Here is a 12,850-nt window from a genome sequence, read left to right as displayed (position 1 = left end):
GTAGCGAATGGAAGGGCTTCAGCGTTGTTTTGTCCTTCATTCTCGTCCTTATAGCGAGACGAGCCTGATCCTCGACGTCTTCAGCGAGGACTCGGGCCGTCTTACTCTCCTGTCAAAAGGGGCGCGACGCAAGCGCTCTAACCTCAAAGGGGCACTCCAGCCCTTCACCCCCCTCTTCATGAAATGGTCCGGCAAGGGCTCAATGCCTGTACTCACCCATGCCGAGCCAATCAGCATCGGTCTGCCGATGCGCAGCTATATCTTGTATTCAGCTATGTACGTTAATGAGCTACTGGCGCGGGTACTGGAGACGAATACCCCTTACCCTGTGTTGTTTCTGGATTACCTGAATGTGTTGCGTGAGCTGGCACAGGCGGAGAATCCAGAGCCAGCATTGCGGCGTTTCGAGCTCGCGTTACTGCAACATTTGGGCTACGGCATCGACTTTCTCCACTGCGCGGGTAGCAGCTTGCCAGTGGATGATACGATGACCTACAACTACCGGGAGCAGTTGGGCTTTATCGCCTCGCTAAAAATGGGGCAATTGACCTTTACCGGTGAGCAGCTCAAAGCCATTGCGGCCCGCCGCTTCGAAACCCCAGACCAGCTCCGGGCGGCAAAGCGCTTTACACGCATCGCCCTAAAGCCTTATCTTGGCGGCAAACCATTAAAAAGCAGGGAATTGTTTATCCCTAGAGGAAGGAGTACCGGAAAATGAACAACATCTTACTCGGCGTGAATATTGATCATATTGCAACTTTACGTAATGCCCGTGGCACCCGTTACCCGGATCCGGTGCATGCGGCCGAGGTGGCTGAGCGTGCGGGAGCAGACGGTATTACCATCCACTTGCGCGAGGACCGTCGCCATATTACTGACCGTGATGTTCGTATCCTGCGCGAGACTATCCAGACCCGTATGAACCTGGAAATGGCCGTGACCGAAGAGATGGTCCAGATCGCACTGGACACCAAGCCCGAGTTTGTTTGTCTGGTACCAGAGAAGCGTGAAGAGCTGACCACCGAAGGCGGCTTGGATGTCGCGGGCCAGCTTGAGAAAATCAAAGCGGCGACAGCGACGTTGACGGAAGCCGGTATCAAGGTATCACTGTTTATCGATGCTGACCGCGCTCAGATTGATGCTGCGGTTGCCTGTGGCGCGCCTTACATTGAGCTGCACACCGGTCACTATGCCGATGCCGAAACGGAAGAAGAACAGCAGGCTGAGCTGAAGAAAATCGCCGCGGCGGCAAGCTACGCCGATGATCAAGGTATCAAGGTCAACGCAGGCCATGGCCTGACTTACCATAACGTGAAGCCGATTGCGGCCCTACCGGAGCTGTACGAGCTGAACATCGGCCATTCCATTATTGGCCGCGCGGTATTCGACGGTTTGGACAAAGCGGTTGCCGATATGCGCGAAGAAATGCTGAGCGCCCGCCGCTAATGGCTATCGTCGGCTTGGGTACGGACATTGCTGATATCGAGCGGGTGGAGAAAGTCTTTTCCCGCACCGGTGATGCCTTTGCCCAGCGCCTGCTGGCCCCGAGCGAATATGAGATTTACCAATCGCTCAAGCATCAGGGGCGTTATCTTGCAAAACGCTTTGCGGTCAAGGAAGCGGCCTCAAAAGCGCTAGGTACCGGCATTGCCTGCGGAGTGACCTTCCATGACTTCACTGTGACCAATGATGAGCGCGGCAAGCCCTTGCTGGCATTATCGGGCAAAGCGGCCGAACTTGCCGAGGCGATGGGAGTGAACCATGTTCACCTGACGATCGCCGACGAGAAGAAGTACGCGGTCGCGACGGTGATTCTAGAGTCGTAAAGCAGTAACTGGGGACGAGATCCTAGTTCCTGGGAAGAGCAGGCCCTAGGCAAAGCAAGAGCTAACAGCTTGAAAAGAAAAAGCGAGTCAGTTGACTCGCTTTTTTTGTGGAAAGAAATGCTGAAGAACCTAGAACCTAGAACCTAGAACCTAGAACCTAGAACCTAGAACCTAGAACCTAGAACCTAGCCAGGAACTAGGATCCCGCCTCTAGGATCTCAATGCCGATACGCCTTTGATGCCTTGACCACATTGTTCATCTCGTCGATAAGCTCGAACAGTTCCGGCTCGATATCGTCGGTAGATGCACCGGCTTTGAGTTCGGTCTCGATGGTGTGGCACAGGCTCTTGAGGCGCGGCACGCCGCTGTAGGCACAGCTGCCGTGGAGCTTGTGGATGGGCGGCCACAGCTCGATATCCTTGCCGTCGATCGCTTCGTTGACCAACATCTCTACCTCTGGCATGAAGTCGAGCAGCATCTGTAGCATATCTTTAGCCAAATCTTCCTTGCCGGCAGCTTGTTTCAGAGCCAAACCCCAATCCCAGCTGATATTGGGATTAACGGGATCGGAGGTCTCGCTGCTGCCGTCCTCGGCATCTGGTTGTTCTAAGGCGGACGCATGAGGATCAATCACTGGCTTGTCATGAGGAGTCGTCCACTTGGCTAGGATCTGCTGCAGGATACGCTCTTCAATGGGTTTGGTCAGGTAATCATCCATCCCAGCCTCAATCAAGCGCTCACGCTCGCCTGCCATGGCATGGGCGGTAACCGCAATCACGGGGGTGGCATGGTTGAGCTTGGTTTCGTGGATCGCCTGACAGGCCATGACCCCGTCCATTTCCGGCATTTGGATATCCATGAATATCAGATCAAACGCTTTCTGGTGGGCATATTCAACCGCTTTGCGGCCCCCGCTGGCAGTGATCACCGTTTCGACCCGCTCGCACAATAGCGCCGAGATCAATTTGAGGTTGGCCGGATTATCATCGACCGCCATAACCGTCAGTGGCTGGATACTTGGCGCTTCGATGCTGATCGGTTGCGGCTCTGGCTCGCTGAACGGATCGGGCTCACTGACCAAGGATTCGAATAATTTCCTGTGGCCCAGGGGCTTAGGTAGGCACGAGGTGACCCCGGCATTGATCAGGCGCTCGGACAGGGCCAGTTCGGTGGTCGGCAGGCTGACAATCACTTTCTCACTGAGCTGCTCGGCCTTGAAGACCTGATCGAGCAAGGTCGCAAGTGGTGGTTGCTCGCCTGGTGACAGGTTGAGCAGGGTAAAATCGTGGTGCTCGGCATCGTCCGGCATGCTTGAACGGTACGTGACATGGATACCGGCACGGATCAGTCGCTGCTGGATCACCGAGGCTGCCTGCATGTTTGGCTCGATCAGTAGCAGCTTCTTGTTCATCAGCGAATGGGTGTCGATTGGCTGGGATACCGGCAGATCGGTCTTGTTCAGGCGTAGGCTGAACCAGAAGGTCGAGCCTTGGTGCAAACGGGACGTTAAGCTGACTTCACCGCCCATCTGGCTGACCAGTTTCTGGGTGATCACCAGACCAAGGCCAGTACCGCCATAGCGGCGTGAAATGCTGGCATCTGCCTGGCTGAAGGCTTGGAACAGCTGCGCCTGTTGGCGCTCGGAAATACCGATCCCGGTATCGCGCACCATAAATTGCAGTTCCAGGCTTTCATCGCGATCGGTTTTGAGCTCGACAGAAACATCGATGTTGCCGCGCTCGGTAAATTTCACCGCGTTACCGATCAGGTTGGTCAGTACCTGCTGGATCCGCAGTGGATCGCCAATCATTCCGCTTGGGATACGGTGGTCGACCTTGAGGGTCAACTCGAGCCCTTTTTCGTGGGCACTCGGGGCCAGCAGTTTCATCACTTCATCAAGTGACTCGGTGAAGTCGAATGGGATATTTTCCAGTAGCAGCTTACCGGCTTCCAGCTTGGAGAAATCGAGGATATCGTTGATGATGGTCAGCAGGTTGTTGGCCGACTTCTCGATCGTCTGCAGGTAGTCCTGCTGGCTGGTGCTCAGGCGGGTTTTGAGCATCTGGCGGGTAAAGCCAATCACCCCGTTAAGCGGGGTACGCAGCTCGTGGGACATATTGGCCAGAAACTCGGATTTGACCCGTGCAGCCTCCTGCGCCCGCTTCTTGGCGATATCCAATTCGACGTTCTGGATTTCCAGCTGTTCAAGTGTTTCGCGCAGATCCGAGGTGGCCTGATCGATACTCTGCTGCATTTCGATATGGTATTCCGACAGCGAAATCGCCATCGCATTGATCCCGTTTTTCAGGGTATCCAGCTCACCCAGCAACTGGCCTTCGATACGTACGTCAAGGTGGCCACGGCGGATCCGGTCAACCACGCTGACCATGTGCGAGATAGGACGGGTCACATCCTTCATTAGCCGGTAGGCAAACAATGACGATAGCGTCAGGCCGAGCAACAGCACCATCAAGGCGGTGAACACCTCTTGGTATTGCTGCAGGCGCAGCGCACTCAAGTCGAGTTCGAGGGCGATGTAGCCGAGGACTTCGGCCTGATAGCCGGGAATGGACGAGTTACTAAACTGTCCCTCTTTGAGGATCGGCGCCCGCAGAATCAGCGAGTTTTCATTGAGCCGGGTTTCCAGCAGCATGGGGATCGGCTGGTCATCGGGGTACATCAGGGCCTCGAAGTTGCGGTGGAAGTTCGAGGTGACGAACAACTCATTCTCGGTATTGAAGACCGCAATACTGCGCACGATTTGCGAATGCTTACGATGGGCGTAGCTGATCAACCGCCGGACAGGTTCACGGTTCTTGTCGGCCATGCCATATTCGGTAGAGATCGCCAGAGGCTCGATAATGCTGGCACCGGTTGAGATCAGCTGGTGTTCAAGATCGCGATATCGGCTCATGGTAAAAAATGTGCTCAAAAGCAGGCCAATAATCAGCGTCGGTGCTAATGTCAGGGTGAATACCCTGGCACGAAGTCCATATTTGGTCATGGTTCTCTTAATTACAAGAATGCGATTCTATGGGACAATTATCCCATCTATGGCCGCTAGCTTAATGAAAGTCAGGCTATTCGACAATCAACTCATCTCAAACTGTTGTTGAAATCACCAGTTTGGACCAATTGCTCCGTGGATCCAATTACTATGGCACGCTTTTTCAAGCCTCAGAAACGAAAATTAACCGATACCAAGCATAAAGAACTTACCATCAGCCGTCTCGACCACCTTGGTGCCGGTATTGGTCACCTCGACCGCAAGCCGGTGTTCGTCGAGGGACTATTGCCAGGGGAAAAGGCAATTATCCAGCTGACGGATGACAAAAAGCAATTTGCCCGCGCCAAGGTGATCCGCCGCTTGAGTGATAGCAGCGAGCGGGTGGCTCCGGCTTGTCCTATCTACGATCAATGTGGCGGCTGTAACTTGCAGCACTTATCTCACCAAGGCCAAGTTGCAGCCAAGCAGCAGTCGTTGGGAGAGCTGATGGGCAAGTTTGCCCGTACTGGCGCACATGTTGAGCAGGTCGCCCCGATCACTAGCGAAGAGTGGCAATATCGCCGCTGCGCCCGCCTCAGCATCATGCCGAAGGGCGGAGAGCTGAAGATTGGTTTTCGCAAAAAGCAGAGCAAGGAAATTGTTGATGTCGAGCACTGTCCGGTATTAGCCCAGTCATTGAATGAACTTTTACCCGCTTTACGTACTCTGTTATCTCAGTTGAAGGGGCGCAAGCACCTTGGCCATGTCGAGCTGGTCGAGGCTGATAACGGCCGGGTGGTGTTGATCCGTCATCTACAGCCATTTTCTGACAAAGACATGACTGCCTTCCGTCAGTTTGCTGACCAACATCAGCTAATGTTGTACCTAGCGCCCACTTCTGACGCTCTGGATAGAATTTCCGGCCCGGTCCCTTATTATGAATTGGATGGCCAGCAGCTTGCTTTCTCGCCGAAGGACTTCATTCAGGTTAACCGTGAGGTGAACCAGAAAATGGTGGCTCAGGCAATCGACTGGCTGGCTGTCGGACCTGATGACCGGGTACTTGATCTATTCTGTGGGCTTGGTAATTTCAGTTTACCGCTCGCAAAGCGAGCAAAAGCACTGGTTGGTGTTGAAGGCATCGACGAGATGGTGCATCGTGCATCAGAGAATGCAAAAAAGAATCAACAGGTTAATGCCGAATTTTATCAGGCGAACTTGGAAGAGGATGTCACGGCTAAATCGTGGGCAAAAGAAAAATTCAGTAAGGTATTGCTCGACCCTGCCCGGGCCGGTGCGGCTGGTGTGATGCAGCACGTGGTGAGTCTGGGGCCTGAGCGAGTGGTGTATGTCTCCTGTAATCCGGCAACGCTGGCACGAGACAGCCAGGAATTACTGAAGCATGGTTATCAGTTGGAACGGTTGGGTATGATGGACATGTTCCCCCATACCGGACATTTGGAGTCGATGGCATTGTTTATCAAGCAATAGGCTCACATTACTAGAGTAAACAGGATAGAAAAATGGTCGCAGTTCGCGGTGCGCATTTAAAGGAAAATGATACATTTGAGCTTTCTTCTTGGGTTGATAGTCTGCAACAGGATGCCAAGGTTGCGAAGCATCTGACCAAGACTTATCAGCGATGTATCGAGTTGACATCAGAGGAAGAGTCCGCGCCATTACTGCTATGGCGTGGCCGCGAGATGGTGGAAATCCTAGTTACTTTAAGCATGGATAAAGACACGCTGGTGGCAGCGTTGCTATTCCCGTTGTTTGAGGCTGGGATTTATCAGCCAGACCAATTAAAAGAAGATTATAACGGCACGATTTTGCAGATGGTGGTTGGGGTTAGCCAAATGGCTGCCATCGGTCAGCTGAATGCGACAACGGAAGGCGCTGAGCAATCAGCGCAGGTGGATAATATCCGCCGCATGCTGCTGTCGATGGTCGATGACTTCCGTTGCGTGGTGATCAAGCTGGCTGAGCGGATCTGCAACCTGCGCGAAGTTAAGGACGAGCCGGATGCGGTGCGTCGGGCTGCGGCAAAGGAATGTGCCAATATCTATGCGCCATTGGCTAACCGACTGGGTATTGGTCAGCTCAAGTGGGAGATTGAAGATTATGCCTTCCGCTACAATCACCCCGATACCTATAAGCAGATTGCCAAGCAGCTATCTGAGCGCCGAATCGATCGTGAATATTATATCGAACACTTCGTGACAGATTTGGCCGATTCGATGAAGGCGTCACAGATCAGAGCCGAGGTACACGGTCGACCGAAGCACATCTATAGTATCTGGCGAAAAATGCAGAAGAAAAGCTTGGCGTTCGATGAGCTGTTCGATGTCCGTGCCGTCCGTATTATTGCCGACCAGCTGCAAGATTGTTATGCCGCGTTAGGGGTGGTACACACCAAGTACCGCCATCTGCCAAAAGAGTTTGACGACTATGTCGCCAACCCCAAGCCGAATGGTTACCAGTCGATCCATACCGTGGTCTTGGGACCGGAAGGTAAAACCATCGAGATCCAGATCCGCACCAAGCAGATGCATGAAGAATCGGAGCTGGGGGTCGCTGCTCACTGGAAATACAAAGAAGGTTCATCGGGGGGCGCAAAATCGTCTTATGATGAAAAAATCAACTGGCTTCGTAAACTGCTGGCCTGGCAGGAAGAGATGTCCGACTCTGGTGAGATGCTCGATGAGCTACGCAGTCAGGTGTTTGATGACCGTGTTTATGCCTTTACACCGAAAGGGGACGTGGTGGATTTGCCACTGAATGCGACCCCGCTGGATTTTGCTTACCATATTCACTCAGAGGTCGGTCACCGCTGTATTGGCGCTAAGGTGGAAGGGCGCATTGTGCCTTTCACATATCACTTGCAAATGGGTGAACAGGTCGAAATTATTACCCAGAAAGAGCCCAATCCGTCGCGAGACTGGCTGAACCCTAATCTTGGTTTTGTTACATCGAGCCGTGCCCGTTCCAAGGTTCATGCTTGGTTCCGTAAGCAAGATCGGGACAAGAACATTGCAGCAGGCCGGGATATATTGGACATCGAGCTGGTGAAAATCGGCGCGACCATGAAAGATGCCGAGGCCTATGGGCTCAAGCGTTTCAATGTCAATTCGGCTGATGAGTTGTTTGCCGGGATCGGTAGCGGTGATCTGCGAATTAACCAGGTAATCAACCACATCAATGCCCTGGTCAACAAGCCGACGGCTGAGGAAGAAGACCAGCAGTTGCTGGAGAAACTGACCGAAGCGAGCAGCAAGCCTGCGACGAGCAAAAAACCACAGCGTGATGCGGTGGTGGTGGAAGGGGTGGATAATCTGATGACCCACCTGGCTCGCTGCTGCCAGCCGATCCCGGGCGATGATATCCAGGGGTTCGTGACGCAGGGCCGGGGGATTTCGGTCCACCGCAGTGACTGTGAACAGCTTGAGGAGCTGCGCCATGTGGCCCCTGAGCGGATCATCGATACGGTGTGGGGCGGTGGCTTTGTCGGCAACTACCATATCACTGTCCGGGTGACGGCAGCGGAACGCAATGGGCTGCTCAAAGAGCTCACCAATACCTTGGCCAATGAAAAAGTCAAAGTCGCCGGAATGAAGAGCCGGGTCGATTACAAGAAGCAGATGTCGATCATGGATTTCGATATCGAATTGACCGACCTTGAGGTCTTGAGCCGGGTACTCAAGCGTATCGAGCAGGTGAGAGACGTCGCCGAGGCCAAGCGATTGCACTAAAATGGCAGTCAGAACATAACTATTTGAAGCGGGAAGCGAAGGCGACCCGCTTTTTTTTAGCCAAATAAAGGAAATCACAGCATGAGCGAGAACAAAGCGCCCATTGAACAATTGGTTGACATCATGACCACGTTGCGCGACCCACAGCAGGGCTGTCCGTGGGACTTGAAACAGACCTTCGCTTCCATTGTACCGCATACCCTGGAAGAAGCTTACGAAGTGGCTGATGCTATCGAGCAGCAGAGTTGGGATGATGTGCGTGAGGAGCTCGGTGATCTGTTATTCCAGGTGATTTTCTACTGCCAGCTAGGCAAAGAGCAGGGGCTGTTTGATTTTGATGGTGTGGTCAAGGGGCTCAACGAGAAGCTTACCCGTCGCCATCCCCATGTCTTTGCCGATACTGAGTTTACCTGCGAGGCAGAAATTAATGCCAATTGGGAAGCTGAGAAGGCCAAGGAGCGCTCTGCCAAAGGTGAGGATGCCAGTGTATTGGCTAACATCCCACAGGCCCTGCCTTCCCTTATCCGGGCTGATAAAATTCAGAAGCGCTGTGCCAAGCATGGTTTTGACTGGGACACCCTCGGCCCGGTGGTCGGCAAGGTGCATGAGGAGATAGACGAAGTCATGGAAGAAGTCACCCAAGTGTCACCTGATCAGACTAAAATCGAAGAAGAAATGGGAGACTTGCTATTCGCCGTGGCGAACTTTAGCCGTCATGTTCAGGTCAAACCGGAAGTGGCTCTGAAGAAAGCCAACCAGAAATTCGAGCGCCGTTTTCGCGAAGTGGAGAAAACTGTGCTAGAAAGAGGGATGCGTATTGACGATTGCTCCCTGGAATATCTGGATGCTATCTGGGATGAGGTCAAGCGCAACGAACTGAAGACAAAGTAAGCGAGGTGGGGGAGATAGTGGCAGTCGCGCGAGTGAATGCTCAATCTATAGTCATCTAGTTTAGTAGAATTGATTTGAGACAAAAAAAAACCAAACGTGCTGTGATAGTTTTCACGTTGTGGCAATAAAGTGTGTCTGGTATACTAATTTCCCGTCCAGATACATTTTATATCCTCTATACCAATCTTCCAGGTAAAACATGACGACGAATTACATTTTTGTTACGGGCGGGGTCGTATCCTCACTAGGTAAAGGTATTGCTGCAGCATCGCTGGCGGCTATTCTAGAAGCACGTGGTCTAAACGTGACTATGATGAAGCTAGACCCTTACATCAACGTTGACCCAGGCACAATGAGCCCAATTCAGCATGGTGAAGTATTCGTAACGGAAGACGGTGCAGAGACTGACCTTGACCTAGGCCACTATGAGCGTTTCATCCGTACCAAGATGACCAAGCGCAACAACTTCACTGCGGGACGTGTTTACGCCGATGTATTGCGTAAAGAGCGTCGTGGTGACTACCTAGGTGCAACGATTCAGGTTATCCCACACATCACCAATGCGATCAAAGAACGTGTTATTGCTGGTGCTGAAGGCCACGACGTAGCTATCGTCGAAGTCGGCGGCACAGTAGGTGATATCGAATCTCTACCATTTATGGAAGCAATCCGTCAGCTAGCGGTTGAGCTTGGCCGTGAACGCGCAATGTTCATGCACCTGACGCTTGTTCCATACTTGGCAGCAGCTGGCGAAGTGAAAACCAAGCCAACTCAGCACTCAGTGAAAGAACTGCTTTCTATCGGTATCCAGCCTGACATCCTAGTATGTCGTTCTGACCGTAACATCCCTGCTAACGAGCGTGCGAAAATCGCGCTGTTCTGTAATGTGCAGGAAAAAGCGGTTATTTCAATGAAAGACGTAGATTCTATCTACAAAATCCCGCAGCTTATTAAAGCTCAAGGTCTTGATGATCTTGTATGTCAGCGCTTTGGCATTACAGCGCCAGAAGCGAACCTGACTGAGTGGGAGCAAGTGATCTACGAAGAAGCTAACCCGACAGCTGAAGTGACTATCGGTATGGTGGGTAAGTACATCGAACTACCAGATGCGTACAAGTCAGTGAATGAAGCACTGAAGCATGCCGGTCTTAAGAACCGCCTGTCAGTGAAGATCAAGTACGTTGATTCTCAGGATGTTGAGTCTAAAGGTACAGAAGTACTGGAAGGCCTTGACGCTATCTTGGTTCCTGGTGGCTTCGGCGGCCGTGGTGTAGAAGGTAAAATCCAAACTGCACAATACGCCCGTGAAAACAAAATTCCTTACCTTGGCATCTGCCTAGGTATGCAAGTTGCCCTGATTGAGTTTGCCCGTAATGTGGCCGGTCTTGAAGGCGCACACTCTACAGAGTTCGACGCCCAGTCTAAGCACCCAGTGGTTGGTTTGATCACCGAGTGGGTTGACGGCGAAGGTAACGTTGAAGAGCGTACAGAAAAATCGGATCTGGGCGGTACAATGCGTCTGGGTTCTCAGCTATGTCACTTGGCTGATGGTTCTAAAGCGCGTGAGCTATACGGTAACCCAACAGTACATGAGCGTCACCGTCACCGCTATGAAGTAAACAACAACCTACTTCCTCGTCTAGAGAAAGCAGGTCTGAAGATTTCAGGTCTGTCATCAGACAAGAAGTTGGTGGAAATCATCGAGATCCCTAACCACCCATGGTTTGTGGCTGCTCAGTTCCACCCAGAGTTCACCTCGACACCTCGCGATGGTCACCCTCTATTTGAAGGATTCGTGAAGGCTGCTGGCGCCAACCAGCGTGGTGATCTTAACAAGTAAGGATTACGGATAGCTGCAGCAGTGATGGCTGCAGCTATTTTTTTAGCTTTTAATTTCAAGATAAAGCAAGAGGAAACACAATGTCTAAGATCGTTAAAGTTCTAGGTCGTGAAATCATTGATTCACGTGGTAACCCAACTGTAGAAGCTGAAGTTCACCTAGAAGGCGGTTTCGTAGGTATGGCTGCTGCACCATCTGGTGCATCAACTGGTTCTCGTGAAGCTCTTGAGCTACGCGACGGTGACAAGTCTCGTTTCCTAGGTAAAGGTGTTCTTAAAGCTGTTGAAGCTGTGAACGGCCCAATCGCGGAAGCTCTTGTAGGTAAAGACGCTAAATCTCAAGCTGACATCGACCAGATCATGCTTGACCTAGACGGTACTGAAAACAAGTCTAACTTCGGTGCAAACGCAATCCTAGCTGTATCTCTAGCTAACGCTAAAGCTGCTGCAGCGGCTAAAGGCATGCCTCTATACGAGCACATCGCAGAGCTAAACGGTACTGCAGGTCAGTTCTCTATGCCTCTACCAATGATGAACATCATCAACGGTGGTGAGCACGCTGATAACAACGTTGACATCCAAGAGTTCATGATCCAGCCAGTTGGCGCGAAAACTCTTAAAGAAGGTCTACGCATCGGTGCTGAAGTATTCCACAACCTAGCTAAAGTACTTAAGGCGAAAGGCCTAAGCACTGCTGTTGGTGACGAAGGTGGTTTCGCTCCTAACCTAGAGTCAAACGCTGCTGCACTTGCTGCAATCAAAGAAGCTGTTGAAGCTGCAGGCTACGTACTAGGCAAAGACGTTACTCTTGCTATGGACTGTGCTGCATCTGAGTTCTACGACAAAGAAGCTGGCAACTACAACATGAAAGGCGAAGGCAAAATCTTCACTTCTGAAGAGTTTAACTTCTACCTACAAGATCTTGCTAACCAGTACCCAATCGTTTCTATCGAAGATGGTCTTGACGAGTCTGATTGGGCTGGCTTCAAGCACCAGACTGAACTAATGGGCGACAAGCTTCAGCTAGTTGGTGACGATCTATTCGTTACAAACACGAAGATCCTTGCAGAAGGTATCGAGAAAGGCGTTGCTAACTCTATCCTTATCAAGTTCAACCAGATCGGTTCTCTAACTGAGACTCTAGCTGCAATCAAGATGGCTAAAGACGCTGGTTACACTGCAGTTATCTCTCACCGTTCAGGTGAAACTGAAGATGCAACTATCGCTGACCTAGCGGTAGGTACTGCTGCAGGCCAGATCAAAACGGGTTCTATGAGCCGTTCTGACCGTGTTGCTAAATACAACCAGCTAATCCGTATCGAAGAAGCGCTAGGTGAGAAAGCACCTTACAACGGTCTTAAAGAAGTTAAAGGCCAAGCTTAATTAAAAGCTGCGCATCGGGGTGACCCGAGCTGATACTAAAAACCGCCCTCTAAGGGCGGTTTTTTTATGGGCGAATAGTCGACAGGGAGCCAACAGCCCCTAGTGTCAAACTGCAAGTTATGGGATTATTACCAGCAGCTTGACACGTCTTTGTGTTTCAATCTGTTATGATTAG

9 protein-coding genes are annotated in these 12,850 nt (G+C 51.8%); 8 read left to right on the top strand and 1 reads right to left on the bottom strand.

What is annotated here, in order from left to right:
• Positions 1-7: 7 nt before the first annotated feature.
• The 3 genes from recO to acpS are packed head-to-tail and all read left to right on the top strand — an operon-like array spanning position 8 to position 1,826.
• Positions 8-718, top strand: coding sequence for a DNA repair protein RecO (gene recO, locus L4D79_RS27065; protein ID WP_428656394.1), 711 nt, complete (start codon positions 8-10; stop codon positions 716-718).
• A complete protein-coding gene (pdxJ, locus tag L4D79_RS27060) occupies positions 715-1,446 on the top strand; it encodes a pyridoxine 5'-phosphate synthase (protein ID WP_428656391.1) in 732 nt (243 codons plus the stop codon). The genes recO and pdxJ overlap by 4 nt, the downstream gene beginning before the upstream one ends.
• A complete protein-coding gene (gene acpS / locus L4D79_RS27055) occupies positions 1,446-1,826 on the top strand; it encodes a holo-ACP synthase (protein ID WP_428656389.1) in 381 nt (126 codons plus the stop codon). The genes pdxJ and acpS overlap by 1 nt, the downstream gene beginning before the upstream one ends.
• Positions 1,827-2,044: 218 nt before the next feature.
• On the opposite strand, the gene barA is transcribed toward acpS, so the two are convergent.
• Positions 2,045-4,831, bottom strand: coding sequence for a two-component sensor histidine kinase BarA (gene barA / locus L4D79_RS27050; protein WP_428656386.1), 2,787 nt, complete (start codon positions 4,829-4,831; stop codon positions 2,045-2,047).
• 153 nt (positions 4,832-4,984) lie between these two features.
• Between barA and rlmD the strand changes: the two genes are divergently transcribed.
• The 5 genes from rlmD to eno all read left to right on the top strand — a co-directional run bounded on the left by rlmD (position 4,985) and on the right by eno (position 12,675).
• Complete coding sequence (gene rlmD / locus L4D79_RS27045; RefSeq protein WP_428656384.1) at positions 4,985-6,304, top strand: 23S rRNA (uracil(1939)-C(5))-methyltransferase RlmD; 1,320 nt, start codon at positions 4,985-4,987, stop codon at positions 6,302-6,304.
• A 32-nt stretch (positions 6,305-6,336) separates the two neighbouring features.
• Positions 6,337-8,562: a GTP diphosphokinase gene (gene relA, locus L4D79_RS27040; protein WP_428656381.1), complete on the top strand. Its 2,226-nt coding sequence runs from the start codon at positions 6,337-6,339 to the stop codon at positions 8,560-8,562.
• 81 nt (positions 8,563-8,643) lie between these two features.
• Positions 8,644-9,453, top strand: coding sequence for a nucleoside triphosphate pyrophosphohydrolase (gene mazG / locus L4D79_RS27035; RefSeq protein ID WP_428656379.1), 810 nt, complete (start codon positions 8,644-8,646; stop codon positions 9,451-9,453).
• 199 nt (positions 9,454-9,652) lie between these two features.
• Positions 9,653-11,293: a CTP synthase gene (gene pyrG, locus L4D79_RS27030; RefSeq protein WP_428656377.1), complete on the top strand. Its 1,641-nt coding sequence runs from the start codon at positions 9,653-9,655 to the stop codon at positions 11,291-11,293.
• Between the two features lie 80 nt (positions 11,294-11,373).
• Positions 11,374-12,675 (top strand): phosphopyruvate hydratase, encoded by a 1,302-nt coding sequence (eno, locus tag L4D79_RS27025; protein WP_428656374.1) that lies wholly within the window; start codon positions 11,374-11,376, stop codon positions 12,673-12,675.
• Positions 12,676-12,850 lie beyond the last annotated feature (175 nt).

Origin of the sequence: Photobacterium satsumensis, from assembly GCF_050336935.1 — a bacterium.
In the GTDB taxonomy this organism is placed as follows: Bacteria; Pseudomonadota; Gammaproteobacteria; order Enterobacterales; family Vibrionaceae; genus Photobacterium; species Photobacterium satsumensis.
Note: the sequence above shows the minus strand (reverse complement) of the source record. Positions and strands in the feature narration are given on the sequence as shown.